The 13817-nt window shown below is 72.3% G+C and carries 16 protein-coding genes; 15 read left to right on the top strand and 1 reads right to left on the bottom strand.

Going from position 1 to position 13817, the window contains the following annotated elements; translation table 11 throughout:
- From AB0927_RS15920 to AB0927_RS15870, 11 genes are all read left to right on the top strand, one after another.
- The gene (locus AB0927_RS15920) at positions 1–381 is read left to right on the top strand and encodes a TadE/TadG family type IV pilus assembly protein (RefSeq protein ID WP_366668167.1); all 381 of its coding nucleotides are present in this window, start codon (positions 1–3) and stop codon (positions 379–381) included.
- Between the two features lies 1 nt (position 382).
- Complete coding sequence (locus AB0927_RS15915) at positions 383–727, top strand: TadE/TadG family type IV pilus assembly protein (RefSeq protein ID WP_366668166.1); 345 nt, start codon at positions 383–385, stop codon at positions 725–727.
- Between the two features lie 90 nt (positions 728–817).
- Positions 818–2155: a CpaF family protein gene (locus tag AB0927_RS15910; protein WP_366668165.1), complete on the top strand. Its 1338-nt coding sequence runs from the start codon at positions 818–820 to the stop codon at positions 2153–2155.
- Positions 2156–2163: 8 nt separating this feature from the next.
- Positions 2164–3111: a type II secretion system F family protein gene (locus AB0927_RS15905; protein ID WP_366668164.1), complete on the top strand. Its 948-nt coding sequence runs from the start codon at positions 2164–2166 to the stop codon at positions 3109–3111.
- Between the two features lie 13 nt (positions 3112–3124).
- The gene (locus tag AB0927_RS15900; RefSeq protein WP_366668163.1) at positions 3125–4012 is read left to right on the top strand and encodes a DUF5936 domain-containing protein; all 888 of its coding nucleotides are present in this window, start codon (positions 3125–3127) and stop codon (positions 4010–4012) included.
- Between the two features lie 92 nt (positions 4013–4104).
- The gene (locus tag AB0927_RS15895) at positions 4105–5490 is read left to right on the top strand and encodes a histidine kinase (protein ID WP_366668291.1); all 1386 of its coding nucleotides are present in this window, start codon (positions 4105–4107) and stop codon (positions 5488–5490) included.
- Between the two features lie 13 nt (positions 5491–5503).
- Entirely contained in the window at positions 5504–6259 is a 756-nt protein-coding gene (locus AB0927_RS15890) for a response regulator transcription factor (protein ID WP_366668162.1), read from the top strand.
- Between the two features lie 119 nt (positions 6260–6378).
- On the top strand, positions 6379–6576 hold the full coding sequence (locus tag AB0927_RS15885; RefSeq protein WP_037664603.1) for a Flp family type IVb pilin: 198 nt from the start codon (positions 6379–6381) through the stop codon (positions 6574–6576).
- Complete coding sequence (locus tag AB0927_RS15880) at positions 6573–7163, top strand: pilus assembly protein TadG-related protein (RefSeq protein ID WP_366668290.1); 591 nt, start codon at positions 6573–6575, stop codon at positions 7161–7163. Before AB0927_RS15885 ends, AB0927_RS15880 begins: the two co-directional genes overlap by 4 nt.
- 29 nt (positions 7164–7192) lie before the next feature.
- Positions 7193–7768 carry a hypothetical protein gene (locus AB0927_RS15875; RefSeq protein ID WP_366668161.1) on the top strand — a complete coding sequence of 192 codons (576 nt, stop codon included), beginning with the start codon at positions 7193–7195 and terminating at the stop codon, positions 7766–7768.
- Between the two features lie 7 nt (positions 7769–7775).
- Positions 7776–8396 carry an OmpA family protein gene (locus AB0927_RS15870; protein ID WP_366668160.1) on the top strand — a complete coding sequence of 207 codons (621 nt, stop codon included), beginning with the start codon at positions 7776–7778 and terminating at the stop codon, positions 8394–8396.
- A gap of 4 nt (positions 8397–8400) precedes the next feature.
- On the opposite strand, the gene AB0927_RS15865 is transcribed toward AB0927_RS15870, so the two are convergent.
- Entirely contained in the window at positions 8401–8772 is a 372-nt protein-coding gene (locus tag AB0927_RS15865; protein ID WP_366668159.1) for a DUF192 domain-containing protein, read from the bottom strand.
- A 75-nt stretch (positions 8773–8847) separates the two neighbouring features.
- Between AB0927_RS15865 and AB0927_RS15860 the strand changes: the two genes are divergently transcribed.
- The 4 genes from AB0927_RS15860 to AB0927_RS15845 all read left to right on the top strand — a co-directional run bounded on the left by AB0927_RS15860 (position 8848) and on the right by AB0927_RS15845 (position 13668).
- Positions 8848–9717, top strand: a complete 870-nt coding sequence (locus tag AB0927_RS15860) for an LLM class flavin-dependent oxidoreductase (RefSeq protein ID WP_366668158.1) — start codon at positions 8848–8850, stop codon at positions 9715–9717.
- 72 nt (positions 9718–9789) lie between these two features.
- The gene (locus tag AB0927_RS15855) at positions 9790–10572 is read left to right on the top strand and encodes a class I SAM-dependent methyltransferase (RefSeq protein WP_366668157.1); all 783 of its coding nucleotides are present in this window, start codon (positions 9790–9792) and stop codon (positions 10570–10572) included.
- 625 nt (positions 10573–11197) lie between these two features.
- Positions 11198–11971 (top strand): isoprenyl transferase, encoded by a 774-nt coding sequence (locus AB0927_RS15850; RefSeq protein ID WP_366668156.1) that lies wholly within the window; start codon positions 11198–11200, stop codon positions 11969–11971.
- Positions 11972–12342: 371 nt separating this feature from the next.
- Positions 12343–13668: a PhoH family protein gene (locus AB0927_RS15845; RefSeq protein WP_366668155.1), complete on the top strand. Its 1326-nt coding sequence runs from the start codon at positions 12343–12345 to the stop codon at positions 13666–13668.
- Positions 13669–13817 lie beyond the last annotated feature (149 nt).

Raw genomic sequence — 13817 nt, 5'->3', positions numbered from 1 at the left:
ATGACGAAGAGGGGCGCGGACCGGGGCCAGGTGAGCATCGAGTTCCTCGGCATGACCCCGCTGATCCTGATCACCCTGGTGCTCGTGTGGCAGGCCGTACTCGTGGGGTACACCTTCACGCTCGCCGGGAACGCCGCGGACGAGGCGGTACGGGCGGGTACGGCGGCGGCTCCCGGCGGTGCGCGCCAGGCGGCCTGCTCGGCGGCGGGCCTGAAGGACCTGCCGGCGGCGTGGCGGGGGGACGCGACGGTGAGCTGCGGCGGGTCCGGCTACGTCACGGCCGAGGTGTCCCTCAAGGTCCCGGTGCTCTTCCCGGGCCTGGTCTCCTTCCCGGCCACGGTGCACGGCCACGCGGGCGCGGTGGAGGAGGCGAAGGACTGAGATGCGCTACCCGAGCGGCCGTCGTGACCGCGGCCAAGTCGCCATCGAGTACCTGGGGTTCATCCCGGTGCTGCTGATCGTCGCCCTCGCCGGAATCCAGCTCGGCGCCGTCGCCTACGCCGCCGAGCAGGCCGGTACGGCGGCCCGTGCGGGGGCGCGGGCCGCGTCGCTGCGGCAGGACGCCCAGCAGGCGTGCGCGGCGGCGGTCGGCGGGGGGATCCAGGTGAGCTGCTCGGCGGGCGGCGGGCGCGACTCCGTGACCGTGACCGCCACCGTCCGCATCCCGAAGATCGTGTGGAGCTTCGGCGACGCCACCAAGTCCGCCACCATGCCGCTCGACCACTGACCGACTCGACCACTGACCGTCTCGACCACTGACCCTCTCGACCACTGACCGATTCGACCGTCTCGCCCACCGACCGAGGAGCAGCCGACCATGAGCCTGCGGGCACGCATCAGCACTCCGGAGGAGCACGGCAGCCGGGGCGAGGACGGGCATCTGGTCGCCGCCTACCGGGCCAAGCTGCTGGAGGAGATCGACCTCGCGGAGATGGGCGCGCTGGCCGCCGCGGAACGCCGTACCCGGCTCGAACGGGTGCTCGGGCACATCATCAGCCGCGAGGGCCCGGTGCTGTCCACGGTGGAGCGCGCCCAGCTGATCCGGCGGGTGGTGGACGAGGCACTGGGCCTCGGCATCCTCGAACCCCTGCTGGAGGACGCCTCGATCACCGAGATCATGGTGAACGGCCCGGACGCGATCTTCGTCGAACGCGGCGGCCGGGTGGAGCAGTTGCCGCTGCGGTTCGCCTCCGCGGACCAGCTCATGCAGACCATCGAGCGGATCGTCTCGACCGTCAACCGCCGGGTGGACGAGTCGAATCCGATGGTGGACGCCCGGCTGCCCTCCGGTGAACGTGTCAACGTCATCATCCCGCCGCTGTCGCTGACCGGGCCCATCCTCACCATCCGCCGCTTCCCGCGCTCCTTCACCCTCCAGGAGCTGATCGGCCTCGGCTCGCTGGCCGAGCCCATGGTGTACCTGCTGGCGGGGCTGGTGCAGGCGAAGTTCAACGTCATCGTCTCGGGCGCGACCGGCACCGGCAAGACGACCCTGCTCAACGCGCTGTCCGGGCTCATCCCGCCGCACGAGCGCATCATCACCATCGAGGACTCCGCCGAACTCCAGCTCCAGCAGAGCCATGTGGTGCGGCTGGAGTCCCGGCCGCCGAACGTCGAGGGCAAGGGCCAGGTCAGCATCCGCGACCTGGTGCGCAACTCGCTGCGGATGCGGCCCGACCGGATCGTGGTCGGCGAGGTCCGCGGCGGCGAGTCCCTCGACATGCTCCAGGCGATGTCCACCGGCCACGACGGCTCGCTGGCCACCGTGCACGCCAACAGCGCCGAGGACGCCCTCACCCGGCTCCAGACGCTGGCCTCCATGTCCGACGTCGAGGTGCCCTTCGTCGCGCTGCACGACCAGATCAACAGCGCGGTCGACGTCATCGTCCAGCTCACCCGGTTCGCCGACGGCGCCCGCCGCATCACCGAGATCGCGCTCCTGGACAGCCACGGCGGGGAACCGTACCGGCTGGCCACCGTCGCCCGCTTCGAGGCGCGGCCCATGACGGCGGACGGCCGGGTGTCCGGCGCCTTCGCCTACTTCCCGCTGCCGCGCCGCACCGCCGACCGCCTGCACATGGCGAGCCAGCCCGTCCCGGCGGCCTTCGGCGTCGCCCGCACCGCCGACCAGCTCGCCACCCGAGAAGCCAGGTAGGCCCCCACATGGAACTCCACACCCTCGTCCAGCTCACTCTCGGAGTGACGCTGCTGACCTGCGTCCTGGCGGTGGCCGGCGCCCACACCTACGCCCGGGGGCGGGCCCGGCGCGCCGAGCTGGTGGACCGCCTCTCGCACACCGGTCCGCCGTCCGCCGCCACCGGCCGCACCCGGTACTTCCGCGACCTCGACCGGCGGCTGCGCCGTACCCGCTTCGGCCGCTGGCTCGAACTGCGGCTCACCACCACCGGGCTGGACATCACCCCGGGCGAGTTCTTCGTCGCCATGCTCGTCACGATCGGCGCGCTCTGGCTGATCGGACAGGCGGCGCTCGCGCCCTTCTTCGGGCCGATCGCCGGGCTGCTGGGCGTCTGGGCGGCGGTGCAGTTCCTCAACTGGCAGCGGCAGAAGCGCATCGAGCGGTTCATCGGCCAACTACCCGAACTGGCCCGCATCCTGGCCAACGCCACCCAGGCCGGACTCGCCCTGCGCACCGCGATCGGCATGGCCGCCGAGGAGCTGGAGGCCCCGGCGGGCGAGGAACTGACCAGGGTCTCCGATCAGTTGGCGATCGGCCATTCCCTGGAGGACGCCCTCGGCGAACTCGCCGACCGTCTCCCCTCCCGCGAACTGGTCGTTCTGGTGACGACCCTGGTGCTGTCCAACCGGGCCGGCGGCCAGGTCGTCTCCGCCCTGCGCAACCTCACCGAGACGCTGGAGGAACGCAAGGAGACCCGGCGCGAGATCCGCACCCAGCTCTCCCAGGTGACCATGACGTCGTACGCCGTGCCCGTTCTGGGTGTCGGCGCGTTGTTCCTGATGAACGGCGTCAGGGGTGGCGCCCTGGCCCGGATGACCGGCTCCCCGGCGGGCCAGGTCTGCGTGCTCGTCGCCTTCGGGCTGTACGCCGTCGGTTTCGTCCTGATCCGGCGGCTCAGCCGGATCGACGTGTGAGGGAGGAGGAACGATGGCCGTGCTGCTCGCCCTGCTGATGGGCGCCGCCGTGTGGGGGATCTTCACCGGCGTGCGCATGTACCGCGCCGACGCCAAGCTCCCCGGCGACCTCGCCATCGCCCTGGAGGTCGGCGCCACCCGCACCGGCGCCGTGGGCTCCGTCATCGACCGCATGGGCATGCGGTACGCGCCGCTGGTGCTGCGGCTGATGGGCCCCCGCCTGGTCGCCAGGTACCGGCGCCGGATCGACCTCGCGGGCAACCCCGGGGGCCTGACCATCGACCGCTACGCCGCCCGCCGCGCGGTGTACGGCGCGCTGGGCGGCGTGGGCTTCCTGGTGTTCCTGCTGCGCGGCCAGTGGTTCGTGGCGGTCCTGCTCCTGCTGTTCGGCGCCTTCTGGACGGAGGTCGGCCTCTGGTCGGCGATCCGGGTCCGCAAGGACGTCATCGAGCGCACCCTGCCCGACTTCCTGGACGTGCTGGCGGTCGTGGTCAGCGCCGGGCTCGGCTTCCGCCAGGCCCTGGACCGGGTCGCCTCCCGCTACGAGGGCCCCTGGGCCGACGAACTCCGCATCACGCTGCGCCAGATGGACCTCGGCATGAGCCGCCGCCAGGCCTTCGCGGAACTGCGCCGGCGCAACGACTCCGAACAGGTCGCCATGTTCGTCACCGCGCTCCAGCAGGGCGAGGAACTGGGCGCGCCGATCGTCGACACCCTCGTCTCGCTGGCCAAGGACATGCGCCGCACCGACGCCCAGAACGCCCGCCGCAAGGCCGCCCGCGCGGTACCCAAGGCCACCCTGATGATCACCACCTTCATGGTCCCGGCGACGATGCTGCTGCTGGGGGCCGGACTGGTGCTGGGCTCAGGGGTGGACTTCGGGTCGCTCACGGGGAAGTGAGGCGGGTGCGGCCGGAGGAGGTGACAGGGGTGGCCCCGGAGGAGGCGGAAGGGGTGGCCCCGGAGGCTTCACAGGCCGCGCAGGACCACGCGATGGCCCCCGCCGAGCCGTCCGCCGAACCCCCTGGGGGCACGGCCGCCGGCCCGCCCGCCGAACCCCCCTTCGGCCCGCTCACCGAACCCCCCGCCGAACCCCCCTTCGGCCCGCTCACCGAACCCCCCTTCGGCCCGCCCGCCGAGCCTCCCGTCGGCCCGCCCTCCGAGCGGCTCCAGATCCGCGCGCTCCAGGCCATGTGCAGGCAGGTCTTCGGCTTCCGGCTGGCCATGACCGTCGTCGCGGCGCCGGCGGCCCTGCTGAACGCCGCGCCGGGCCTCGGCGTACGGCTCGTCGGCGCGGCCGTGGTCGTCACGGTCATGGTGTCCTACGTCCTGTTCCGCGACTGGGAACGTTTCGGCCCCCTCCTGCTGCGCCACCCCGCCCTCCTGGCCGCCGACACCCTCTTCGGCTCCCTCCTGCTGGTCTCGGCGGGTCCCGACACCACGCTCGCCTACGTCGGCGTCTGCACCCCGCTCCTCGCCGGCCTGCTCTACAGCTGGCGCGGGGCGGCCTGCTTCGCCTCGCTCCAGGCGCTGATCCTGTTCCTCGTCCACCTCACCCTGAAGGCCGACCGGTCAGCGCCCGTGGCCGAGGCCCTGCTGCTGCCCGGCCTGTGCATCGTCGCCGGGGCCATGGGCTCGACCCTGCGCGGCCTGATGCTCCGCTTCGGCGCCGCCACCGAGACCCTGACGGCGGTACGGGCGCGGCTCGCGGCGACGGAGGCGGTGAGCGCCGAACGCGCCCGGCTGGCACGGGAGATGCACGACTCCGTCGCCAAGACCCTGTACGGCGTCGCCCTCGCCGCCGACGGCCTCGCGGCCACCGCCTCGGCCACCGCCCCCGACCCGGTCCGCATCCGCGAGCAGGCCGAGCTGGTCTCCCGCTCGGCCCGCCGGGCGGCGACGGAGTCCCGGGAACTGCTGACCGACCTACGACGCGAACAGCCGGAGCGGGCCAAGCCGTTCTGGTGCGAACTGGCCGAGGCCGTACGCGACTTCGCGTCCGGTACGACACTGGAGATCACCTGTGCCTGCCCGGACCCCCCGGCCACCCTCCCCCCGGTGCCCGCCGCGCCGGCCCGCGCCCTGCTCTCCATCGCCACGGAGGCACTGGAGAACGCCCACCGGCACGCGGACGCGACCCAGGTGGACGTGCGGGTCGCGGTCGACGGTGCCTTGCTGCGCCTGACGATCCACGACGACGGCCGCGGCCTGCCCCCCGGCACGACGCTCGAACAGCTCCGCTCCCGCGGCCACTTCGGCCTGCTCGGCATGGTCGAACGGGCCGCCCAGGCGGGCGCCCGCATCCGCATCGGCCGCGGCACCCACCCCCGGGGCACGGAGGTACGGGTGGAACTTCCCCTGCCGACCCCGCATCCCTGAAAGGAGGCACCCCATGCGCCGGCACATCCACGACCCCGGCCCACCGTCCGTCCCGCCCCCATCCCGGCTGCGGCTGCTGGTGGCCGACGACAACCCGGTGGTGCGCGCGGGCCTGACCGCGCTGCTCACGGACCGCGCGGACACCACCGTGGTGGCGCAGGCGGCGGACGGCCGCGAGGCGTACGAGGCCGCGCTGCGGCACCGCCCGGACGTCGTCCTCCTCGACGTCCGCATGCCCGGGGTCGACGGCATCTCGGCGCTGCCCCATCTGCTGCGGCTCGCGCCCGTCCTGATGCTCACCTACAGCCACGAGGCCGAGACGGTGCGGGAGGCGCTGCGGCTGGGGGCGGGGGGATACCTGGTGCACGGCGAGTTCACGGCCGAGGAGCTGGTACGGGCCGTACGGGACGTCCACGAGGGCCGGCCACATGTGACGCCGGGGGCGACACGGGCGTTACTGGCCGACTTGCGGGGGAGTGCACCTGCACACACGGAATCCCAACTTGCCGTAACCGACGCCCAAAATACCCTCCCACCTCCTTCACAACTGCAACCCTCTATGGGACAGTCGACCCGCGCGCGGTTCCGGCTGAGCGTCAGGGAGGCGGAGATCATGGACCTCATCGCGTCGGGCATGACCAACCAGCAGATCGCCGCCGCCTGCTTCATCAGCGAGAAGACGGTCAAGAACCACATCAACCGCATCTTCGCCAAGCTCCAGACCGCCACCAGGTCCCAGGCCGCCGCGAAATGGCTGGGGGTGGCGTGAGATGCCGAGCCACGTCAACGACGCGAAATGGGCCCGGGGTTGGGCCCTGGGACCCTCGGCCGGCCGGGGCGCCGCGTCGTACGGTGCCCCGATCGGACGCGAAGCTGGAGGGGACAACCGTGAGCAAATGGTTCAACACCACCGTGACGTATCTGATGACCCGCGCCGCCCGGAACGACCGGGGGCAGACCGCGGTGGAGTACCTCGGCATCATCGCGGTGGTGGTGGCGATCGTGCTGGCGATCACCGGGACGAGCATCGGGCAGACGATCTACGACGCGATCACCTCGAAGATCTCCGAGGTCACCGGCGGCTGACCCGGCCGGGCCGCGACGCAGGGCAGGCCTTCCCCATCTATCTCACGGTGGTGGCGGGCCTGCTCTTTCTTGCGTTCGCCTACCTCGCGGTCGGCCAGGCGGCGGTGAACCGGGGCGGCGCCCAGACGGCCGCCGACGCCGCGGCGCTCGCGGCGGCCCAGGACGTGCGGGGCCAGCTCACGGACCAGTGGCTGAAGGTCCTGCTCGACCCGGCGAAGTGGCAGGACATCCTCGACGGCGAAGCGCCCGTCGAGGACCCCTGCGCGCGGGCCGGGGAGCTGGCCGCGCGCAACGACGCCCGGGTGACCGGGTGCTCCCCGGCCGGGCCGCTCAAGTACCGGGTCGAGGTGCGCACCGACAAGTCCGTGGGCCGTTCCGTCGTACCCGGGACGGAGAAGTTCCGGTCGACGGCCTCGGCCACCGCGGAGATCGAACCCCTCTGCACCTTCGAACCGCCGCACGAGGGCGCCGCGAAGGCGGATCTGCCCCAGCTCACCTGCAAGGACAAGGTGTGGGACCTCGATCCGGAGGATCCGTCGGGACTTCCCGGGCCCGAAGACCTCTTCGACGTGCATCTGGCCGACTGACAGACGACGAGTGACGAAGGAAGCGGACTATGACCATGCGGTTCACCGCGAAGGCCCGAAGAGGGATGGTCGCGCTGGCCGTCGTGGCCGGACTGGCCACGGGTGCGGCCGGGTGCGGCGGAAGCGGCGACGACGGCAAGCGGCCGGAGAAACCGGCATCCGCTTCCAGGGCGGCCGGATCGAGCCCGAGCGCCCAGGAGGGGCGGTCGGACAAGCCGCTGGCCGAACTCCAGGGCTCCGACGGACTCAGGCTCCAGATCACGTCCGCGCAGCGGGACTCCGGCGGCTTCGTCACCGTCAACGGCACGCTGAAGAACGACGGTGCCCAGAGCGCCGTCATCCCCTCCGCGCTCAGCGGCAACGAGACCGAGATCATCAAGAACGGCAGGTCCCTGGGCGGGGCCACGCTGGTCGACCCGAAGGGCAAGAAGCGGTACTACGTGCTGCGGGACACCGAGGGCAGGCCGCTGACCACGACCGGCTTCTCGACCCTGCGAGCCGGTGACACCCTCGCGGTCTTCATGCAGTTCCCGGCGCCTCCCGCGAACGAGGTGGAGTTCCAGCTCCCCACCTTCTCCTCCGCCACCCTCCCCATCTCCGGTTGAGGCCCCCGTGACCACCCCACCCCGTCTCGCGCTCGCCCTGACGTCCGCGGCGGTCCTCGTGGGCGCGACGCTCACCTCCGCGCACGCCGCCGACACGGACCCCTCCGGCCCCGACACGGCGCCGTCGGCCGCCGCCCCCGTGAAGATCGACTCCAGGGACCCGGACCTGAAGCTCCCCGAGGGCGCCACGCTCGCCGCCGCCAAGGTGCTGGACATCAAGTCGGTCGTGGAGGACCAGAGCGGGGACGAACGCCGCGAGGACACCAACGCGGACGTCACCTTCGCCCTCCAGGCGGAGGTCCTCTTCGGCAAGGACAGCGCGAAACTCGGCGCGGACGCCAAGGCCCGCATCGCCGCGATCGCCGACGAGATCAGGAAACAGCACGCCACTCAGGTCCGCGTCTTCGGCTTCACCGACGACCTCGGCTCCTCCGGCCACGGCGTCCTCCTCTCCCGGCGACGCGCCAACACCGTCCAGTCCGTCCTCGACCAGGACCTGAACGACCCCGGCATCACCTTCGAGGTCCGCGGCTACGGCGAGCAGTACCCCATCGCCGACAACTCCACGGAAGAGGGCCGCCGGAAGAACCGCCGGGTGGAGGTGTCCTTCCCCCGCACCGCCGACTGACGGGTCACCCGTCCTGCCCCACCTCGACCCGGACCCCGGCCCGCAGCCCCCACCCCGCCATCGCCCCCGCCTCCGCCTCCAGCACATGACGGGCGCGCGGGCGGGGCAGGCCCAGGCGGCCCGGCTTCATGGTGCGCACCGCGAGGACCCTCAGCCGGCGGTCCAGGTAGGCGACGTCGATGGGGATGCGCATGCCGAAGGTGTGGATGCCGCCGGCCGGGGTCAGGAGCATGGCACCGTCGAGACGGGTCCGGCCGAGGAGCCCCTTGGTGCGGGCACGGTAGGAGGCGGCGATCTCCAGGGGGACCTCCGCCGTCCGGGGGCCCCCGGGAACCCGCAGGAGTCCCGGACCGTCCCGCCACCGCCGTCGCCCCATGATCCCCTCCGTCGTCAACAGGTCTGTCGCGTAAAGCGTTTGTCCCCTTCCCCATCCCCCGCTAGGAAGGCGCTCATGACTTCACTCGGTGTCGTGTTCCGGCCCCAGCTTCCGCCCGAGCGGCTGCGGGGGTACGCCCGGCTCGCGGAAGAGGCGGGGCTGGAGGAGCTGTGGGTGTGGGAGGACTGTTTCCTGGAGGGCGGGGTCTCCGCGGCGGCGGCCGCCCTGGCCTGGACCGAGCGGCTACGGGTGGGGATCGGGCTGCTGCCGGTGCCGCTGCGGAACGTGGCCGTGACCGCGATGGAGACCGCGGCCCTGCACCGGATGTTCCCCGGCCGGGCGAGCGTCGTCGTCGGACACGGGGTGCAGGACTGGATGGGGCAGGCCGGCGCCCGTGCCGCCTCGCCGCTCACCCTCCTCGGGGAACATCTCGACGCCCTGCGCGCCCTGTTGCGCGGGGAGCGGCTCACCGTACGGGGGCGGTACGTCACCCTCGACGGCGTCGCCCTCGACTGGCCGCCGCCGCGGCCCGTGCCCGTGTTCGCCGGCGCCACCGGGCCCCGTACCCTCCGCCTCTCGGGAGCCAGGGCCGACGGCACGCTCCTCACCTGCGCCACCTCCCCGGACGGCGTACGGCGGGCCCGCCGGCTCATCGAGGAGGGGCGGGCGGAGGCCGGGCGGACGGAGCCGCACAAGGTGGTCGTCTATCTCCTCGCCGCCACCGGCACCGGCGCCGCCGAACGGGTCCGGGCCGGCCTCGCCGCCGAGCGCGCGCAGCCCGGCGCGGGCGTCGCCGGGGACGCGGCCGCCGTCGCCGATGCCGTACGGCGGCTGGCCGGCGCCGGTGCCGACACCGTCGTACTCCAGCCGACGGCGGACGAACCCGACCCGGAGGGGTTCGTGCGGTTCGTGGCGGAACAGGTCGTGCCGCTGGTGCGGGGGTAGCGGTCCGGCAGCGGGAACCAGCGGGTGGAAAAGGAGAGGACCGGGCCGTCGGTGCCCGCCATCATGGTGGGCATGACAACGCACCGAACCTTCGCCGAACTCGTCGCCGAGGGGGCCGCCGTGCCCACCGAGGGGTGGGACTTCTCCTGGTTCGAGGGGCGGGCCACCGAAGCACGGCCCTCGTGGGGGTACGCCCGCTCGGCGGGGGAGCGGCTGGCCGGTGCCGAGGCCGCGCTGGACATCCAGACCGGCGGCGGCGAGGTGCTGGCCTTCGCCCTCGACACGGCCGCCCCGGCCCGGCCCGCGCAGGTCGCCGCCACCGAGGGCTGGGCGCCGAACGCGGCCAAGGCCACCGCTCTGCTGCGGCCGCACGGCGTGGTGGTCGTCGCCGCCCCGGACGACGCGCCGCTGCCCTTCGCCGACGAGGCCTTCGACCTGGTGCTCAGCCGGCATCCGGTGGTGCCCCACTGGGACGAGATCGCGCGGGTGCTGCGCCCCGGCGGCACGTACTTCGCCCAGCACGTCGGGCCCGCCAGCGTCTTCGAGCTGGTCGAGTACTTCCTCGGGCCGCAGCCGGAGGCCGGGCGCCGCGCGCGTGACCCGCAGGGGGAGCGGGCCGCGGCCGAGGCGGCGGGTCTCGACGTCGTCGCGCTGCGGGCGGAGCGGCTGCGGATGGAGTTCCACGACATCGCCGCCGTTGTCCACTTCCTGCGCAAGGTCGTCTGGCTGGTGCCCGGGTTCACCGTCGAGGCGTACGAGCCCCAACTCCGGTCGCTGCACGAGCGGATCGAACGGGAGGGGGCGTTCGTCGCCCACAGCACGCGGCACCTCGTCGACGCCCGTAAACCCCGCTAGGCGCCCGCGGCCCCCGCAGTGTCCACATCGTTATCGGACTCTGTTCACACCAGCCCCACCGGTCACGTAGGTTCAGACCAACGCGATTCGCGCCAGCAAAGTGGCATGGGTGGTACCGCGCAGCGGAGGGGGCTGCGCGGTGCCCCGAAGCGGGGCGGGGGCTCCGCGGGCGACACGCCGACCCGCCCCCACATGGCGGCAAGTCTGCGAATTCCTTCAAATTCCTTCGGATTTCGTCGAGTGCGACCGCCTTTGCCTAGGATTCCGCCGCTGATCGAGCGTAGAAAGCCCTGAATCCATCGTTCCGCATCCATCAGGGCGCCCCCGGACGACTCCGGAGAGTAGTTATGGCACGCCGATGCCCCCATCCGCCCTCACGAAGGGTTATGGTGGAAGCCCCCCCTCGGGCCGGTCCGTCTCCCCCCCCCACGGACCGGCCCGTTTTTTCTTGGCCGGGCGAGAGGCCCCTCCCGGGAACCGGACGCCCCCCGGCGCGCGTCCCAGCGACGAGGACCGGAGTCCCGCAGCCGCCCCACCCCCACCCGCCCCAGGCCGGACCAGGGCCCAGGCAGGGGTACGCTCGACGGACCCGGCACCGTCCCCTGCCAACCCCCCGGAGGGCCACGTGAACCTGCGCGACAAACTGCGCGGCCTGCTGGTCAGGCTCTACGCGCGCCGGGTGGAGGGCCACCTCGACCACGCCCAGGTGCCCAAGCACATCGGCGTCATCATGGACGGCAACCGCCGCTGGGCGAAGGCCTCCGGCTCCTCCACGGTCCACGGTCACCGGGCCGGCGCGGACAAGATCGAGGAGTTCCTCGGCTGGTGCTCCGAGACCGACGTCGAGGTCGTCACCCTGTGGCTGCTGTCCACGGACAACTTCGACCGCCCGCAGGAGGAACTCGGCCCCCTGCTCGGCATCATCGAGGACGTCGTGCGCACCCTCGTCGCCGACGGCCGCTGGCGGGTGCACCACGTGGGCGCCATGGACCTGCTCCCCGCGGGCATGCAGGCCACCCTCAAGGAGGCCGAGGAGGCCACCGCCCACATCAAGGGCATAGTGGTCAACGTGGCCATCGGCTACGGCGGTCGGCAGGAGATCGCCGACGCCGTGCGCTCCATGCTGTACGAGGCCCAGGACCGGGGCGTCGCGATGGAGGACCTCGCCGAGTCCGTCGACATCGACATGATCGGCCGTCACCTCTACACCAGCGACCAGCCCGACCCGGACCTCGTCATCCGCACCAGCGGCGAGCAGCGGCTGTCCGGATTCATGCTGTGGCAGACCGCCCACTCGGAGTACTACTTCTGCGACGTCTACTGGCCGGCCTTCCGCAAGGTCGACTTCCTGCGCGCGCTGCGCGACTACGCCGCACGTCATCGCCGGTTCGGCGGCTGAGACACGGACGAAGGCCCCGTCGGTCACCTGACCGGCGGGGCCTTCGCGCGTGTCGTACGGACCGCCGTCACCAGGAGTTCACCGGTGTGCCCGTGGCCGCTTTTGCATGGCGGCGCTCGTTCGAGGGCATAAGGCAAGCAGGTCGACGCCCGAACCCCGGGCGTCGGATCTCAGCGGGCGGCAGGGGCCGTCCGCCCGGGAGGTCCTTTGCACCAGCACGACCGTGCGACACCGGCACGGAAGCCGCCGCGGGGGTCCGGCTCCCGGCCCGCCGCGTGCACGGGCCGCCCACCGGCCCGGTCCGTCCCGCCCTCCCGGCCCGGCATCCACTTCGTCGCTCCCCGACCTCATCCGAGGGGGTACGTCCTTCCGTGGTGACCAGCACAAAGCGCCACAAGCCCGACCGGCGCACCTATGTTCTCGACACCAGCGTCCTGCTGGCCGACCCCAACGCCCTGACCCGCTTCGAGGAGCACGAGGTGGTGCTCCCCATCGTGGTGGTCACGGAGTTGGAGGCCAAGCGGCAGCATCCGGAACTCGGCTACTTCGCCCGCCAGGCCCTGCGCCTGCTGGACGACTACCGGGTGCGGTACGGCCGCCTGGACTCCCCCATCCCGATCGGGGACCTGGGCGGGACCGTGCGGGTCGAGCTCAACCACTCGGACCCCAGCGTGCTGCCCACCGGCTACCGCCTGGGGGACAACGACTCCCGCATCCTCGCGGTGGCCCGCAACCTGCAGGCCGAGGGGTTCGACGTCACCGTGGTGTCGAAGGACCTGCCGCTGCGCATCAAGGCCTCGTCCGTCGGGCTCCTCGCCGAGGAGTACCGGGCCGAGCTGGCCATCACGGAGAACTCCGGCTGGACCGGGATGAGCGAACTGACGCTCCCCGGCGAGCAGGTGGACGTCCTCTTCGAGGCGGGACACCTCTATGTACCGGAGGCGTCCGGACTCCCCGTGCACACCGGACTGACCATCCAGTCGGAGCGCGGCAAGGCGCTCGGCCGGATCACCGCGGAGGGCAACGTCCGGCTGGTGCGCGGCGACCGGGAGGCGTTCGGCATCAAGGGCCGCAGCGCCGAGCAGCGCATCGCCCTCGATCTGCTGCTCGACCCGGATGTCGGGATCGTCTCGATGGGCGGCCGGGCGGGCACCGGCAAGTCGGCGCTGGCGCTGTGCGCGGGTCTGGAGGCGGTCCTGGAGCGCCGCCAGCACCAGAAGGTCATGGTGTTCCGCCCGCTGTACGCGGTCGGCGGGCAGGAGTTGGGCTATCTGCCGGGCAGCGAGGCGGAGAAGATGAGCCCCTGGGCGCAGGCCGTCTTCGACACGCTGTCGGCGGTCACCAGCCGGGAGGTCATCGAGGAGGTCACCGCGCGCGGCATGCTGGAGGTCCTGCCGCTCACCCACATCCGCGGCCGCTCGCTGCACGACGCGTTCGTCATCGTCGACGAGGCGCAGTCACTGGAGCGCAACGTGCTGCTGACGGTGCTGTCCCGGATCGGCGCCAACTCCCGGGTGGTACTGACCCATGACGTGGCACAGCGGGACAATCTGCGCGTGGGGCGGTACGACGGTGTGGTCGCCGTGGTGGAGAAGCTGAAGGGTCATCCGCTCTTCGCACATGTCACCCTGACCCGGTCCGAGAGATCCCAGATCGCCGCCCTTGTGACCGAAATGCTCGAAGACGGCCACATCTGAGCAGATACCGCCCAGTTGGCGCCGTCCGGCAAAGGCATCAGAGCTTAGCCGGGCGGCGCCTTCGTGCGTGGAGGTTTCCGGAAATCCCTTGGGCCAAACGGGATGTGAGCTTTCACACGCAACTCGGAATTGCCACCCGGCGTCCGCTT

The sequence above is a fragment of the Streptomyces sp. NPDC048106 genome (genome assembly GCF_040706415.1).
In the GTDB taxonomy this organism is placed as follows: Bacteria; Actinomycetota; Actinomycetes; order Streptomycetales; family Streptomycetaceae; genus Streptomyces.
This window is presented reverse-complemented; position numbering and strand designations above follow the sequence as displayed.

What these genes read in the sequence shown, in the direction of transcription:
- AB0927_RS15920 (WP_366668167.1), top strand. Translation starts at nt 1, where the DNA reads ATGACGAAGAGGGGCGCGGACCGGGGCCAGGTGAGCATCGAGTTCCTC.
- AB0927_RS15915 (WP_366668166.1), top strand. Translation starts at nt 383, where the DNA reads ATGCGCTACCCGAGCGGCCGTCGTGACCGCGGCCAAGTCGCCATCGAG.
- AB0927_RS15910 (WP_366668165.1), top strand. Translation starts at nt 818, where the DNA reads ATGAGCCTGCGGGCACGCATCAGCACTCCGGAGGAGCACGGCAGCCGG.
- AB0927_RS15905 (WP_366668164.1), top strand. Translation starts at nt 2,164, where the DNA reads ATGGAACTCCACACCCTCGTCCAGCTCACTCTCGGAGTGACGCTGCTG.
- AB0927_RS15900 (WP_366668163.1), top strand. Translation starts at nt 3,125, where the DNA reads ATGGCCGTGCTGCTCGCCCTGCTGATGGGCGCCGCCGTGTGGGGGATC.
- AB0927_RS15895 (WP_366668291.1), top strand. Translation starts at nt 4,105, where the DNA reads ATGGCCCCCGCCGAGCCGTCCGCCGAACCCCCTGGGGGCACGGCCGCC.
- AB0927_RS15890 (WP_366668162.1), top strand. Translation starts at nt 5,504, where the DNA reads ATGCGCCGGCACATCCACGACCCCGGCCCACCGTCCGTCCCGCCCCCA.
- AB0927_RS15875 (WP_366668161.1), top strand. Translation starts at nt 7,193, where the DNA reads ATGACCATGCGGTTCACCGCGAAGGCCCGAAGAGGGATGGTCGCGCTG.
- AB0927_RS15865 (WP_366668159.1), bottom strand. Translation starts at nt 8,772, where the DNA reads ATGGGGCGACGGCGGTGGCGGGACGGTCCGGGACTCCTGCGGGTTCCC.
- AB0927_RS15860 (WP_366668158.1), top strand. Translation starts at nt 8,848, where the DNA reads ATGACTTCACTCGGTGTCGTGTTCCGGCCCCAGCTTCCGCCCGAGCGG.
- AB0927_RS15855 (WP_366668157.1), top strand. Translation starts at nt 9,790, where the DNA reads ATGACAACGCACCGAACCTTCGCCGAACTCGTCGCCGAGGGGGCCGCC.